Genomic DNA, 15,384 nt, shown 5'->3' with positions numbered 1-15,384 from the left:
GGTTCTTTTAAACCTCTTCTTATCAACACAAAAACCCTTCAAAATGTTACATATGTGATAGCATTTGTTACATATGTGATAGCCCGATAGACAGTTTTCATAAACCTTTGTATCAACAAATTATTAGAAACTATCATAGACTATTAATCTTTCAAATTGTATTCACATGAAAAAAATTACACTTTTAATTACTTTGCTTTTGTTTGTTAATGCGCACGCGCAATTCTTTGAAAATGAATTTGGCCAGCAACCTGAAACACTTACCATAGACGAATGGACAGGAACAGATTGGAACGAGATTGCAACCCAAGAAGCAACGTTTAATGTGGATTGTTTAGTAGAAACAATTACGACTTTAATTTCGGGTTTGGAATCTACCAGGTCAATATATAGCTATAATTCAGAAAAACAGGTAATAGAAATCATTAATCAGATAAATAATGCGGGTACTTGGATTAATAGTTCCAGAACCCAAAATACTTATACTGGCGATAATCTAACCGATGAAATAGAATCTATTTGGACTGGCTCCAGTTGGGTGAATAGTTTGAGAACTCAAAGCACCTATACCGGCAGTAATCTAACAGAGGAAATCGTGTCTAATTGGGATGGCGCAAATTGGTTGAACAGTTTTAGATTTCAATACACGTATACCGGTGATAATTTAACCGAAGAAATTGAATCTAATTGGGATGGCGCTAATTGGGTGTTGTTTAGCAGAACGCTTTACAATTACACCGTGTCTAATCAGTTGCTGGATGATTTATTTCAGCTGCGTAATGCAGAGAATACAGCTTGGGAAAATGCCAACAGAACAGTTTATACTTACGATGCTTCTGATTTGTTAGTACAAGAAGCCTATGAGGAATGGAATGCAGCCGGCACAGCTTGGGACAGTTCAGAATTGAGAACCTATTTTTACACAGGATCTACTATTTCTGAAGTTATAACCTCCTATTGGGATGGCTTTGAGTATGTACCCGAAGACAGAAGCCTTTTAAGCTACAATGGCGATGGCTTAATAGCACAAATAATTTTACAAGAATACAATGGTGTCGATTGGGAGAACACTGCGAGAGTTACTTTTATCTACCCTGCTTGTCAGTCTTTATCAACAGAGGAATTTACAACTTTCGATTTTAGTTTTTACCCTAATCCTTCAAACGGTCATATTAAAATTTTAAATCTTTCGCAAGATCAATCTGCACTAAATTATACCATATATGATATGTCCGGTCGTTTGGTAAAACAGGGCAAATTAAACTCAGATTTCACCATTTCTACCCAAAATATAACAGATGGTTTATATGTTTTAAAATTAAGTGACCAATTACATACTGTGGCAAAACAGTTGGTTGTTAAGCATTAGAATTTAGACGTTCATCTTATTAAAAATATAGAAACCACTTTAGTAAAATAACTAGAGTGGTTTTGTTTAAAATGTATTACGGTTTCATTAAGATTAATTTATCTACATGGTAGATTAAAATCTAATTTTTTTTTAAATCATTTTATAGAGGCCATATTACCCATTTCGTTTCAAATGGCGATTTCATACAATTTTCAGGTAGTTCATTTACAGTATAACTTCACGTTTTTATTATTCAATTGTTTTCTTGTGATGGTGTTTTTATTGTTCTTTAAAACGCGTTTTGATTTAATTGAAATAAATTTTTGCAGATATTCCCGTAATCACCTCTTATCAACAAAAAAAGCCCAAAAATCTCGGTAAATGTTACATATGTTATAGCATTTGTTACATAAGTGATAGCTTGATTGGCTGTTTTAATAAAACTTTGTGTCAACAAATTGGATGTTTTTTACTTAAAAAATCATAATAAAAACAATTCAAAAAAAATCAAGAATAAATATTAAAAAACGCAAACAAATGAAGACAAAACCAATCATAATGGCATTTTCAATTTACATGCTATTTACCTTCAGTGCAGAAGCACAATTTCTAAAAAAATTAAAAAAGAAAGTTGAAGATCAGGTTGAGCAGACGGTTATCAACAAAACTGCTGATAAGGCTGCTGAACAAGCAAGCAAATCTATGGATAAGGTTTTTGACCCTAACTTCGGCGGTGGCAAACAAGGAAAAAAAGTAACCCCACAAAATTTACCCGAAAGCTTCAGCTTTGAATATAAATATCAACTTCAAATCTCCTCTGGAAAGGACCAAATGAGTATGGATTACATGCTTAAACCGGGGGCAAGTTATATGGGTGTTTCGATGAATGTTGGCCCTAAAATGTTGATGGTGATGGATGGCGCAGAGAATATCACCTATATGTTTATGGAATCTAAAGATTCTAAAATTTGCACGGCCACCTCTTTAGATGTTTCTGATGAGTTTGATGAGGAATTTAACGACCTGGAAGATTACACCATTACAAATCTGCCCAACAAAACCTTTCTGGGTTTTGACTGTCAAGGCATGCAAATGGAGAGCGACGACTATGTTTTTATTATGTACTTCACTAACGATGCCCCGGTGAGTTTTAACGACGTGTTTAAATCTGATCCGGACAGAATACCACCTGCATTGAGAAGCCATTTTAAAGACAACCAAAATGCATTGATGATGTATATGGATATGAAAGACAAAAAAAATAAGGGTAAGAAAAACACCTCAGGCACCATGGAATGTACGGCTTTAGAAACAATCAGTTACGAGTTAAATACTGCAGGGTATCAATTATTATAAAAATTTATGCAATGAAACTCATCAATTCTCTGGTAGCTATAACATTTGTACTTATTTTTTTAGGTATCACAAAAGGTGAGTACGTGCAATTCGAAAAGCCGGCTCAAAACACAATTGAGACATATTTTTTGAAGGCTAAAGTCAACGGGAAGTGGGTTGAATATAATAAAAATGAACAACTTAGTGCTAGTTTTGGTCTTTATATAGACAATGTTCACGATGGCGTTTTAAGCGCTTCAAATATAGATGACAACGATTATTCTGTCACAAACAGCATTTCTATAATTATAAGACAAACCGGAAAAATTGGTGTTGGAAGTTACTCGGGAGGAAAGCAATTTGAATACGGATTTAAAGGCGTTACACTTGCTTTTATGGATGTATCTCAATCTGCAATGTATATGACGGATGTTGATAACCCGGAATCTTTCTTGAAAATTAATCAGCTTACTAACACCCATGTTAAAGGCACATTTTCAGGTGTAGTGATCAACCCTGTAAACAGACAAAAGGTTTCAGTCACCGAAGGGGAATTTTACATCAAAAGCGCTCATTATTAATATATAATCTTATACAAAACCTTTATTACTTCTTTATGAAAACAACACTCAAACTTGGCATAGTAGCATTTTTTATTTGCTACGCCAGTAATTTAAATGCCCAATTATCTATTGAAGGCAAAATCGATAATTGGACCAACGGCAAATCCATATTGGCCTATGCCGATATCATGACCGATAATATTAAAAGTTGGGGAAGCATTGATGCTAATGGTGTTTTGAACATGCAATTGGAATATGATTACTTGGAAACCTTTAAGAAAAAAGCTGCAGAGGCTCAAAAGGGTGCGCCCAAAGGTTGGACTATGCGTTTTAAAACCATCGGAGACACCTTTGTTTGCGGTGGATTTGACAATCCGTTGGAATATAACAATCAAGACGCCATCGTAACAGGTGTACCACAACTCAGTGTAATGAGTAAAGATGGCAACACAGAATACGGGTATTTATTTATGGTAAGCGATGCACCCATCGCTAAATGGCTATATAGTTATGGAGATGACAATCCAACAACAGGATATTACCTTGAGTGGATTTATGTTGAAAAACCGGCAACTGTTTCCGGTACTTGCGAAAGGTCAACATATACAGGCAATGGAGAAGAATTATATGATAATATTAAAACCTATAATCTAAATCTTGTTGAAGGTTGGAATATCGTTAAATATGAAATAACCGAAGTGTTTAATTCGTCAACCGGTAAGGTGTTTCCTAAACAAACAACCGTAAGCGTGGTAGAATTTGTACCCGAGGACTTAAAGTGGGTGGTTTTAGGAGATAACTAATCAGAACGCTAAAAAATCAATCGAAAAAAACATCATCAAATAAGTTAAAATGAATTTTAATAAGTGCTTTTTCATTGTAATTATATCGATTTTCGTCTTTGGATGTAATAATTCTAAGGTGAATAAAATTGTTGACGAATTTGAAACTTCCGCTGATAACGACGCCTGGCTTATAAAATTATCGGAACAAAGTGCGCTTAATGCCGAAGAATTAACCAAATTATTTCCTGCAGAATTGCAAGATATGCCGCTTGTAGGTGTTGAAAGTATAGGAGTACAAAAGGTGATTGGAACATATAGCAAAGTACCAGATCCTAACTACATGAGCTCTACCATTAGCGTAACAATAGTTGATGGCGCGGGAACTGTTGGAATGCCGCACGTAAATGCAATTTTTAAAGAATTAAATACAAGTACCAACACCTCTTTTGAAAACGGATGGGCCAAAACAACTATGCACAACGGCCAAAGTGTTTTAGTTAAAGAACAAACAAAAACAGAAAAAACAGGTATTCAGTCTACCGTAACCTCAAGTATAGATATGATAAAAAACCAAAGGTTTCATATCAATCTTACAGGTAGGCATATACCCGGTAACCAATTAACCAAGGCCTTAGATGAGGTGATACAGCTTTCCTTTCCGGAATAAAATTTTAGCATTATGAAAACAAAACTAATACTTGTGATATTGTTTATACTATTGTGCGGGTTGTTGCAATCCCAAAACTTTAGCTCAAAACTAGACAATTTTCAAAAAGACCTTCCCGAAATGGATTTTATCATCATGCCTTTTGATATGGACAATCGCGTATCAATTGGTAAGCTTAAAGATGATGGAACTTTAGAGGTAAATATCCCTGAATTTTCAAGTATTCAATTACCTTCAAATGTGGTTCATGACGACCTTTTAAACTTTGAATACATTGTTAAGTTTAGATGTGGCAATTCATCCGATTTAAAAGTGAGTGAGAGCTTAAAAGGTTTTAGAGGTGGTTACTTTGCACTTTGGAGAGAAGGTAAAAGAAGCGGCTGGGCCGGCAGTGTATTTGCTGTTTCAAATAAAGAATTAATACCGTGGTTAGAAGACGATGCTTATATGCAGCCGGTTCTTGGATCTTATTATGAAATCATCTACGTCACCGAAGATGCCGAAATTAAAACTACTTGCGAAAACACCTGGGAAATTGCAGACTTTAAAATTGATATGGAATATCAGGTTGATTTAAACTTAAAAAAAGGCTATAACCTAATCGAATACGAAATCCTAGACATATTCGAAACCAATTCCAACGAAATCACCAATAAACCCAATAAAATCAAGATAAAATCACCAACCGATTTTTCCGGGATTATCTGGACGGCAAAATATTTTTAACCATTAAATTTTATAATTATGAGAACAAACTTTACACTATTCTTTACATTTATTTTTATGGCGTTCACACACGCTCAAGTAACTTACACCGTAAATACCACCGACGATACCGAAGACGCAGACTTAAGCGACACTATTTGCGCAGACAGTAACGGTAACTGCTCTTTTAGAGCTGCTATTCAAAATGCTAATAAAACTTCAAATAAAGATATCATTGCATTTGATATAAGCGGAACAGCACCATTTCAAATTCAAGTAGTGTCTGATGTTTTACCGCCAATTCAACAGCCTGCAGTAGTTGATGGAAGAACCCAAACAGGTTATACAAATGCACCTTTAATTGAAATAGACGGCACCTTGTTGGGTGCTGGTTACCAAGGTATTCAGTTTACCGGTAATGCCCATGGTAGCGAGATGTATGGAATGTCTATAGGTGGATTTCAGGAACAAGATGTGAGTCCGTTTAATTTTGGTTTTGGTGTTTTGGTCAATTTTGTTGATAATATTACGTTTCAAGGGAACTATATAGGTTTAAGATCTGATGGTACAACCTTATTTACCAATACGGGCGGCGGCATTCTGTTTAACAATAGTAGTAATAGTCTTGTAGGTGGTATAAATCCAAATGAAGGCAATATTATTTCAGGTAATTTTTCGGGTGGGTTAACCTTTCAAAACGGCACAAATAATTTGGTGCAAGGAAACTTCATAGGCACTGATATTACAGCAACGTTAAACAGAGGTAACCGATTTAACGTCCAACTCATAAATTCTTCTAATAATACCATTGGCGGTGCAGTTCCGGAGGCGAGGAATATTATTTCAGGGGGTAAAAATGACCAAAATGAGACTTTTGATGGTACCGGTTTCTCCATTGTAGGTGCATCGGCAACTGGCAATAGAATATTAGGCAACTATATTGGTACGGATATAACTGGTACTCAATCTATACCTAATCTTCGTGGCGGGGTGTTGTTATTGTTTGGCGCCAATAATAATGAAATTGGTGGGATTAACCCGGGAGACGGAAATTTAATTTCGGGTAATGGGTTTTATGGGGTTTATTTTCAAGGGAATGAAGATTCACCCGTAACCGAAAATTTTATTCAAGGTAATAAAATTGGAGTAGACGTTACCGGAAACTTGGCTTTGTCTAATCAAATTGGTGTTGCACTGTTTTCGGGGGTTAATAACAATAATTTTATAGGTGGTTTGGTTCCTGGAGCCAGAAATATAATTTCAGGTAATAGTAATACAGGTGTGGCCATTTTGGCCGGTAATAACAATCAAATTTTTGGCAATTATATTGGTACTAATAGCAATGGTAATACAGCTGTTGCAAATCCAACGGGTGTTGCTATACTTGATGTTAATAATACAGTTGGAGGAACTATTGCGGGAAGCAGAAATATTATTTCGGGTAATAATGTAGGTATTTCTTTAGAAGAGAATTGCACTGGAACAATTATACAAGGCAATTTTATTGGTACAGATGCTTCCGGAAGTTCGGCAGTGCCAAATCAAAGTTCGGGTATTAATATAGCCAGTAATGCCCAGGCGGTAACTATAGGTGGAGAAGAGTCAGGCAGAAATATTATTTCGGGGAATCAGGTTGGTTTAACGGTAAGAAGAACAGGACACAATATTAGTTATAATTATGTAGGGTTAAATCCTGCCGGTACTTCGGCGTTGCCAAATCAAATAGGTGTACAAGCTTTTGGTTTGTTGGAAGGCACTCAAATTCACCATAACGTTATTTCAGGAAATGGCCTTTCAGCCGGTAGTGCCAGAAATTTGCTTTTAAATGGGGCAACCCAACTTCAAGCGTATTCAAATATTATCGGGTTACAATCTAACGGATTTGATTTACCGGGTGGAATTAATGCTCCAGGTATTGTGTTGCAAAATAGTTCAAACAATATTATTGGAGGTGCAACTGCAGACTTAGGAAATGTAATTAGTGGTAACGGAAATGATGGCATTTTGTTAATTTTTAGCTCTAATGGTAATCAAATATTGAATAATTTAATTGGTTTAGCCATAGATGGTGAAACGGTGGTAGGAAATGGAACAGGGGTTTCATCAGGCATTGTGTTATCAGGTAATATTACAAGTGCATTTATATCAAAAAATGTATTATCAGGGTCTGGCAACGGCGTATTTTTAGATCCGGCCTTAGGTGCAGCAACCGGAGTTACTATTTCTGAGAATAGTATTTATGGAAACTCTGGTGAGGGAATCAGATTAGCAGGAGCCAATGCTAATGATCCGGGTGATGCCGACACTGGACCAAATAATCTTCAAAACTATCCCGAAATAATCAGTATTGATTTTTCTGGAGGTAACCAAGTTGAAATTTCTTATGAAGTACCAAGTGACCCTGCAAATTCTGCTTATCCAATAACAGTTGAATTCTTCGGAGCAGATAACGGTCAAGGCAAAACTTATTTAGGAACAGATACCTATACCACGACAGGTCCAAAATCTTTTTTAGTTACATTTCCTGATGGTTTTGGGCAAGATGATTATGAATTTATCGTTGGTACGGCAACTGATGATAATGGCAATACTTCTGAATTTAGTTTACAGGCATCCTTGTCAAATCAGGATTTTCTGGCCGGTAATTTTACCTTATACCCAAACCCTGCAAAAGATTGGTTTAAAATCAATCTTAATTCAAACAGCCAATATGATATAGAGTTGATCTCTATTTCAGGTCAGTTAATTAAACAATTTAAGAATGTTACGAGGGAATTGCAGGTTGCTGTTGACAACATGCCTCAAGGACTATATTTAGTGAAAATTCATGATAATTTAAATAATCAAAGTATTCAAAGAAAACTTATAGTGCAATAAACGAGGGTTCTTTTAAAAATAGGAACAAAGCAGATGATGTTAAGTTTTCAGCAACGCAGGATTTGTTGGAATGAGCAACTCCACCTTTGTTCCTATTGCTTTTTGATGGTCGTCGTACAAATCGGTTATTTTTAAATTGTAGTCGGTTGTAAAACGTTTAGAAAAATTTGAAAGTCTGGCTTTGGTAATGTTTAAACCAACCGATTTACGATTAAGACTTTTGTCTTTGTTAATTTTTTCTGATTCTACTCGCCCAATTCCATTGTCGGTAATGGTAACGGCCACATGATTTTTGCTGCCTTTGGTTACCTTAAGATTAATTTTTTTATCGTCTGCTTTCGACGATAAACCATGCCAAAGTGCATTTTCAAGAAATGGCTGTAAAATTAACGACGGCACTTTAATGGCCGCTGTATTAATTGTTGGATCTATGTGAATTGAAAAATCTATTTGATTAGAAAATCGCATATTCTCAACACTTAGATACAACTTCATAGTTTCAAGTTCGTCTTCTAATGATATGTGTTTTTCGGTGTTGGAAACAAGAATTTTTCTGATGAGTTTGGCAAATTTGTTAAGGTAATAAACCGCGTTTTGCTGATCATTATTGATGATGAAATGCTTTATTGAATTTAAAGAATTAAATATGAAATGCGGATTCATTTGACTTCTCAACATATCTTGTTCAAGCGTTAAAATTTGCTTTTCCTGACGCAATTGTCGATTTCGGTTAAGGGCAATCATAATTACCGCTAAAAGCACAACGCTAAAAATAACTAACAAATACAGTTTTTGATTTTTTAACAGTTCTTCATTTCTGTCGGCTAGTAGTTTGATTTGCTTGTTTTTTACTTCGTCTTCATATTCAAGTACTATATCATTGACATATTGAAAGTTGCGCTCGTTGGTAATGGTGTTTTCTAAATCTATGCCCGTTTTGTAATATTTTAACGCCAGTTGATGTTCTCCTAATTCTTCGTAAAGTTCAGATAGTTTTTTATTGGCTTCAACAGCTGATGAGGTAAGGTTATACTTCTTTGACGTTTCAAGAGCTTTTTCCAGATATTTCTTTGATATATCAAATTCTTTAAGTTCTAAATTTACCCAACCCAAGTTGAGGTAAGAATTAGCAATATAAAACTGGTCTCCAATTTTAATACCTTTACTCAAGGCTTGTTCAATAATTTCTTTGGCTTCATTAAGTCTCCCAAGTTTTATTTCAAGTGAACCAATACTGTTATAGCATATAACTCGTCCAACATCTGAATTTATATCGTTATTAAACATTAGCGAACGCTGGTAATTTTCCATTGCACTTTTATAATTACCCAGCGCTTCCTGTGCATAACCAATGTTGTGGTAATTTATGGCCAAGCCCAATTTTTGGTTGAGTTTTTCCTCTATTTTTAAGGACTTCATAAATTGATTAATAGCCAGATCGTAGCGCTTAAGCGCCAAATATATATTACCAATGCTATTTTGAGAAACCGCAATACTGGCTTCTAATTGACTGGTTTTATTGTTGACGTTATTGGCCAAGTCTAGTGCTTGTGTATGGTAATCAAGTGCTGGTTTTACAAGATCCATCCTGCGGTAAGCAACGCCAATCATGTTAAGAGCCACTACTTGTAGTTCAATATCGCCGGCCAAAATCGCCGCATCATAAGACTCTTTGTGGAGTTCAATGGCTTTATCGTACAAAGAGGCATTTCGGTAGCCTATTCCTAAAAAATTAAGCGCAAACCCTTCGGCTAGAAAATTTTTATTAGCCTTTGATTTAATGGCTAACTGCCTTAAGAAAAAGGTGTCTCGTTTCTCACTTTTAAAAATTGAATCGAGTACGTTGTACTTATTGAATTTTTCATTTTTAAGAAGCTGTAATCGGCTATTTATTATCGAATCATGATTGTCATGTGCATGTATATTAAGTGCAAATAACAGCACGAAAAACAAACAAAAAAGAAGAGGCACTGGTTTAAACATTTACTTCTATTAACTCTTATAACTTCTCAAGAAAATCTGACTTTCTTTGTCTGGCAACAGGTATTTTTTTGTTATTGGTTAACACTACGTAGCCATCACTTTTTATAAACTCCTTTAGGTGATTGAGGTTGATAATATACGAATTATGTATTCTAAAAAAGTGATCTTGAGGCAACAGTGAATTAACCTCTTTTAGTTTTTTGGTTACAACAATTTTTTGATTATTGGCAAGTTCGATAGTGCTGTAATTGCCATCACCCGAGACAAGTAAAATGTCATCTGCATCAATAAAAATAAGTTTTCCGTCTGTATTAATGGTCACCTTTTTTTTGTTAAAACGCTCATTAAACTGCTCAAACGCCAATTCAAAATTGAGTTCAGATTTTTGTTTTGATTTATGTTTTTTTATTTTTTTGATGGTTTCCTGCAAATCATCAGAGTCTATGGGTTTTAATAAATAATCAATAGCTTCATGTTTTAAGGCTTTGATGGCATATTCGTTATAAGCTGTTGTAATGACTACTGCGAAATCGCGTTTTGGAAATTTGTTAAGAAATTGAAAGCCATCCATAGTTGGCATTTGAATATCTAAAAAAAGGCAATCGGGGTTATTGGTTGTTAGGTAATCAATAGCTTCTTCAGGATTTGTAAATTGAGCAACAACCGATATGTCTGTATTGAAATGCTTTAATTCCCAAACCAGACTTTCTACAGCGCTTAATTCATCATCTACTATTACAACTGAAATCATAAATCAAAAGTAGTAATATTTGTCAATCAAATAATTTTAACTGTGCATTTAGTGGTAAATTTTGTGTAGAACGTATAGATTTAGCAAAAGCTGTTACTTTTGGTAAAACCAATTATACAAAAATTAAAACCACTTATACAAACTGAGGTTTTTATTGCATAGGTTTTTCGGATTTTTGATTTTGAAAAATAATTTTTTCAAGACATCGTTAACTTTAAATTGGAACTTTGAATATCAAGAGTGAAAATTTGTAAAATAGGGATATCTTAGAATTGTTTTAGTTTAGTTAGTTATTTATTAGGGTTAGAAGAGGACGAATTTTCGTCCTCTTTTTGTTTTTTACTAATGCCTGAAATTAATTTTAAGACAGTAATGAAATTCGCTAGTCAGACATTTTTTAACTTTAAAATTCCTACATTTTATTTACGTTCAATAATTTCATAAATAACTGAAAAACAATAAATAAAGTCTAATTGTTAAATATTGTATTCAATTTGTAAGTAAATTCGGTTGTTAAAAACTTGTTGACAACGTTTCTAAAAAAACCTTTCAAAATCTAACACATTTTTGAATCTTTGTTGGTCCCAAGTCACACTAAAATTTTCGTCTAATTTTAATAAAAAAACTCAAAGAAATGTCACAAATCGTAGAACCCATTCTTCAAGAAAACAAAGATCGCTTCGTAATTTTTCCAATACAACATCACGACCTTTGGGAGTGGTATAAGAAATCGGAAGCCAGTTTCTGGACGGCAGAGGAAATAGATTTGCATCAGGATTTGAGTGATTGGGCTACCAAATTAAGTGACGACGAGCGTTATTTTATCAAGCATATTTTAGCATTTTTTGCCGCCAGTGACGGTATTGTGAATGAAAATCTGGCTGAAAACTTCGTGAATGAAGTACAATACAGTGAGGCCAAATTTTTCTACGGTTTCCAGATCATGATGGAAAATATTCATAGTGAAACCTATTCGTTGTTAATTGATACCTATGTTAAAGACGAGAAAGAAAAAGACATACTTTTCAACGCTATAGATAATTTTCCGGCTATCAAGAAAAAGGCAGACTGGGCCTTAAAATGGATAGAGTCTCCAAGTTTTGCCGAACGTCTTATAGCCTTTGCAGCCGTTGAAGGTATTTTCTTCTCTGGTGCGTTTTGCTCAATTTTCTGGTTGAAAAAGCGCGGATTAATGCCCGGATTAACATTTTCTAACGAATTAATTTCCAGAGATGAAGGCGTTCACTGCGATTTTGCTGTACACCTGCACAATAAGCATTTGGTGAATAAAGTGCCAAAAGAACGCATTCGTGAAATATTAGTAGATGCATTAAACATTGAGCGTGAATTCATTACAGAATCATTGCCAGTAAGCCTTATTGGCATGAATGCTAAGTTAATGACCCAGTACCTCGAGTTTGTGGCCGATAGATTGTTAGTGGAGTTAGGTTGTGAAAAAGAATACAATTCATCTAACCCGTTTGATTTTATGGATATGATTTCGCTTCAAGGTAAAACTAATTTCTTCGAAAAACGCGTGTCTGAATACCAAAAAGCCGGTGTAATGAACAAAGAAGAAGAAAAAGATAAGTTCACTTTTGATGCCGATTTTTAAAATGCAATTCTAATTTATTGGAGCCCCAAATTTGCATTTAACCAGTCTTGTGTATTGCGTTGTGGCCTGTTGGCTGCACAACCTGATAATTAAAAAAAACCATAATAATAACAGCTCAAACTTTTGGGCTGTTTACCGCTAACCAACGTTCTGTTTACAGAACAGCTAAAACTTTAAAATAATATGTATGTAGTAAAAAGAGACGGCCGAAAAGAACCTATGATGTTCGACAAAATCACTGCAAGAGTGAGAAAATTGTGTTACGGATTAAACGAATTAGTTGATCCCGTAAAAGTTGCCATGCGCGTTATAGAAGGTTTATACGATAACGTTACCACAAGTGAGTTAGATAACCTGGCAGCTGAAATTGCAGCAACCATGACCACAACTCATCCTGATTATGCTAAGTTGGCAGCGAGAATTTCGGTATCTAATCTACATAAAAATACTAAAAAGTCGTTCAGCGAGGTCATGACTGACTTATACGAATACATCAACCCGCGCACCGGAAAGAAGGCGCCTTTGTTGTCTGATGAAGTATTCGAAGTCATTCAGGCTAACAAAGAACTTTTAGATTCTACCATTATTTATAACCGCGATTTTGGGTACGATTACTTCGGATTTAAAACACTGGAGCGTTCCTATTTATTAAAATTAAACGGCAAAATAGCCGAACGTCCACAGCATATGCTTATGCGGGTTGCGGTTGGTATTCACTTAGATGACATGGAAGCGGTGGTTGAAACGTATGAGTTGATGTCTAAAAAGTATTTTACACACGCCACACCAACACTTTTCAACTCCGGTACACCAAAACCACAAATGTCGTCTTGCTTTTTACTTTCTATGAAAAGCGACAGCATTGATGGCATTTACGATACATTAAAGCAAACAGCCAAAATTTCGCAATCTGCCGGTGGAATTGGTTTGTCAATTCATGATGTTAGAGCAACAGGAAGTTATATTTCCGGCACTAATGGTACGTCAAACGGTATTGTGCCAATGTTGAAAGTTTTTAACGATACGGCGCGTTATGTAGATCAAGGCGGCGGAAAACGCAAAGGAAGTTTTGCTATTTACATTGAAACCTGGCATGCCGATATTTTTGATTTTCTCGATTTGAAGAAAAACCACGGTAAAGAAGAAATGCGTGCGCGCGACTTATTCTATGCCATGTGGATATCAGATTTGTTTATGAAGCGCGTACAGGAAGATGGTCATTGGACACTGATGTGCCCCAACGAATGTCCCGGTTTAGCTGATGTACATAGTGAAGCCTTTGAGACACTTTACACTAAATATGAAGCTGAAGGCAAAGGAAGAAAAACCATAAAAGCCAGAGAGCTTTGGGAGAAAATTTTAGAATCTCAAATTGAAACCGGTACGCCATACATGCTCTACAAAGATGCTTGTAACCGTAAATCAAATCAGCAAAATTTAGGAACCATCCGTTCATCAAACTTATGCACTGAAATTTTAGAATACACATCTCCAGACGAAGTTGCCGTATGTAATTTGGCGTCTATTGCACTACCAATGTTTATAAAAAATGATGAGTTTGACCATAAAGAATTATTCAAAATTACTAAACGTGTCACCAAGAACTTAAACAGAGTTATAGACAGAAATTATTATCCGGTAGAAGAGGCCAAGAATTCTAATTTCCGTCACAGACCTATAGGTTTAGGTGTTCAAGGATTAGCTGATACTTTTATTAAATTGCGTTTACCGTTTACCAGTGATGAAGCAAAAAAGCTAAATCAAGAAATTTTTGAAACCATTTATTTTGCAGCTGTTACCGCCTCTATGGAAGAAGCCAAAGCCGACGGACCTTATCAAACTTTTAAGGGGTCGCCAATTAGCAAAGGTAAATTCCAGCATAATTTATGGGGCATTAAGGACGAAGAACTAAGCGGCAGATGGGATTGGGATAAACTGCGCCAGCAAGTAGTAAAGCACGGTGTAAGAAATTCACTCTTGGTGGCGCCAATGCCAACGGCCAGTACCTCACAAATTCTGGGTAATAACGAATGTTTTGAACCTTATACTTCTAACATTTACACCAGACGTGTACTTTCGGGCGAGTTTATTGTGGTTAATCAGCACTTGCTGCAGGATTTGGTAGAACAAGGCCTTTGGAATGACGATTTAAAGCAGGAAATAATGCGTGCTAATGGCTCAATTCAGCATATAGATATTATCCCTCAAGATATCAAAGAACTTTATAAAACAGTTTGGGAATTGAGTATGAAAGACATTATTGATATGAGTCGTCAAAGAGGGTACTTTATAGATCAGTCTCAGTCTTTAAATCTGTTTTTAGAAGGCGCAACAATGGCCAAACTTACGTCTATGCATTTTTATGCCTGGAAAAGCGGACTCAAAACAGGAATGTATTACCTGAGAACTAAAAGCGCTGTTGACGCCATTAAATTTACCTTGGATAAAAAATCTGAAACTGTGCCTGCCGCAAAAGAAGTAGCGGTATCTAATGCCGATGTTGTAATGCAACAACAACAGCAAGCAGCAAAAACGGCTTCAAAATTTGCAAAAGAAACATCTGAGATAAAGCCACTCACAGCCGAAGAAATGAAAGCCTTAATCGCTCAGGCAAAAGAAGCTGAAGGTGACGATTGCCTAATGTGTGGTTCTTAAGTTGAGAGATTAATTTTTTAAAGTGTTAATAAAGCATTCCTTTTTTTGGAATGCTTTTTTTTGTCATTCAGTGTGTGAGTTCGTAAGTAAGATTTTT

At 35.4% G+C, this 15,384-nt stretch carries 11 protein-coding genes; 9 read left to right on the top strand and 2 right to left on the bottom strand.

Going from position 1 to position 15,384, the window contains the following annotated elements; translation table 11 throughout:
- Positions 1 to 166: 166 nt before the first annotated feature.
- The 7 genes from FJ651_RS03195 to FJ651_RS03165 all read left to right on the top strand — a co-directional run bounded on the left by FJ651_RS03195 (position 167) and on the right by FJ651_RS03165 (position 8,283).
- Positions 167 to 1,369 carry a T9SS type A sorting domain-containing protein gene (locus FJ651_RS03195; RefSeq protein WP_140988949.1) on the top strand — a complete coding sequence of 401 codons (1,203 nt, stop codon included), beginning with the start codon at positions 167 to 169 and terminating at the stop codon, positions 1,367 to 1,369.
- Positions 1,370 to 1,888: 519 nt separating this feature from the next.
- Positions 1,889 to 2,707 (top strand): DUF4412 domain-containing protein, encoded by an 819-nt coding sequence (locus tag FJ651_RS03190; RefSeq protein ID WP_140988948.1) that lies wholly within the window; start codon positions 1,889 to 1,891, stop codon positions 2,705 to 2,707.
- 11 nt (positions 2,708 to 2,718) lie between these two features.
- Positions 2,719 to 3,267 (top strand): hypothetical protein, encoded by a 549-nt coding sequence (locus FJ651_RS03185; RefSeq protein WP_140988947.1) that lies wholly within the window; start codon positions 2,719 to 2,721, stop codon positions 3,265 to 3,267.
- A gap of 35 nt (positions 3,268 to 3,302) precedes the next feature.
- Positions 3,303 to 4,052, top strand: a complete 750-nt coding sequence (locus FJ651_RS03180) for a hypothetical protein (protein WP_140988946.1) — start codon at positions 3,303 to 3,305, stop codon at positions 4,050 to 4,052.
- A gap of 49 nt (positions 4,053 to 4,101) precedes the next feature.
- Positions 4,102 to 4,701 carry a hypothetical protein gene (locus FJ651_RS03175; protein WP_140988945.1) on the top strand — a complete coding sequence of 200 codons (600 nt, stop codon included), beginning with the start codon at positions 4,102 to 4,104 and terminating at the stop codon, positions 4,699 to 4,701.
- 12 nt (positions 4,702 to 4,713) lie between these two features.
- Entirely contained in the window at positions 4,714 to 5,427 is a 714-nt protein-coding gene (locus FJ651_RS03170; protein ID WP_140988944.1) for a hypothetical protein, read from the top strand.
- Positions 5,428 to 5,445: 18 nt separating this feature from the next.
- Positions 5,446 to 8,283, top strand: a complete 2,838-nt coding sequence (locus tag FJ651_RS03165) for a T9SS type A sorting domain-containing protein (RefSeq protein ID WP_140988943.1) — start codon at positions 5,446 to 5,448, stop codon at positions 8,281 to 8,283.
- A gap of 39 nt (positions 8,284 to 8,322) precedes the next feature.
- On the opposite strand, the gene FJ651_RS03160 is transcribed toward FJ651_RS03165, so the two are convergent.
- Together FJ651_RS03160 and FJ651_RS03155 are read right to left on the bottom strand one after the other, a co-directional pair.
- Entirely contained in the window at positions 8,323 to 10,266 is a 1,944-nt protein-coding gene (locus FJ651_RS03160) for a tetratricopeptide repeat-containing sensor histidine kinase (protein WP_140988942.1), read from the bottom strand.
- Between the two features lie 16 nt (positions 10,267 to 10,282).
- A complete protein-coding gene (locus FJ651_RS03155; RefSeq protein ID WP_140988941.1) occupies positions 10,283 to 11,017 on the bottom strand; it encodes a LytR/AlgR family response regulator transcription factor in 735 nt (244 codons plus the stop codon).
- Positions 11,018 to 11,651: 634 nt separating this feature from the next.
- On the opposite strand from FJ651_RS03155, the gene FJ651_RS03150 reads away from it, so the two are divergent.
- Entirely contained in the window at positions 11,652 to 12,632 is a 981-nt protein-coding gene (locus FJ651_RS03150) for a ribonucleotide-diphosphate reductase subunit beta (RefSeq protein ID WP_140988940.1), read from the top strand.
- A 183-nt stretch (positions 12,633 to 12,815) separates the two neighbouring features.
- Entirely contained in the window at positions 12,816 to 15,287 is a 2,472-nt protein-coding gene (locus FJ651_RS03145) for a ribonucleoside-diphosphate reductase subunit alpha (protein ID WP_140988939.1), read from the top strand.
- Positions 15,288 to 15,384 lie beyond the last annotated feature (97 nt).

Origin of the sequence: Paucihalobacter ruber, from assembly GCF_006494535.1 — a bacterium.
Taxonomy (GTDB): Bacteria; Bacteroidota; Bacteroidia; order Flavobacteriales; family Flavobacteriaceae; genus Paucihalobacter; species Paucihalobacter ruber.
The sequence above is the reverse complement of the archived record's forward strand: the minus strand, read 5'-3'. Positions and strand labels throughout refer to the sequence as shown.

What these genes read in the sequence shown, in the direction of transcription:
- FJ651_RS03195 (WP_140988949.1), top strand. Translation starts at nt 167, where the DNA reads ATGAAAAAAATTACACTTTTAATTACTTTGCTTTTGTTTGTTAATGCG.
- FJ651_RS03190 (WP_140988948.1), top strand. Translation starts at nt 1,889, where the DNA reads ATGAAGACAAAACCAATCATAATGGCATTTTCAATTTACATGCTATTT.
- FJ651_RS03185 (WP_140988947.1), top strand. Translation starts at nt 2,719, where the DNA reads ATGAAACTCATCAATTCTCTGGTAGCTATAACATTTGTACTTATTTTT.
- FJ651_RS03180 (WP_140988946.1), top strand. Translation starts at nt 3,303, where the DNA reads ATGAAAACAACACTCAAACTTGGCATAGTAGCATTTTTTATTTGCTAC.
- FJ651_RS03175 (WP_140988945.1), top strand. Translation starts at nt 4,102, where the DNA reads ATGAATTTTAATAAGTGCTTTTTCATTGTAATTATATCGATTTTCGTC.
- FJ651_RS03170 (WP_140988944.1), top strand. Translation starts at nt 4,714, where the DNA reads ATGAAAACAAAACTAATACTTGTGATATTGTTTATACTATTGTGCGGG.
- FJ651_RS03165 (WP_140988943.1), top strand. Translation starts at nt 5,446, where the DNA reads ATGAGAACAAACTTTACACTATTCTTTACATTTATTTTTATGGCGTTC.
- FJ651_RS03160 (WP_140988942.1), bottom strand. Translation starts at nt 10,266, where the DNA reads ATGTTTAAACCAGTGCCTCTTCTTTTTTGTTTGTTTTTCGTGCTGTTA.
- FJ651_RS03155 (WP_140988941.1), bottom strand. Translation starts at nt 11,017, where the DNA reads ATGATTTCAGTTGTAATAGTAGATGATGAATTAAGCGCTGTAGAAAGT.
- FJ651_RS03150 (WP_140988940.1), top strand. Translation starts at nt 11,652, where the DNA reads ATGTCACAAATCGTAGAACCCATTCTTCAAGAAAACAAAGATCGCTTC.
- FJ651_RS03145 (WP_140988939.1), top strand. Translation starts at nt 12,816, where the DNA reads ATGTATGTAGTAAAAAGAGACGGCCGAAAAGAACCTATGATGTTCGAC.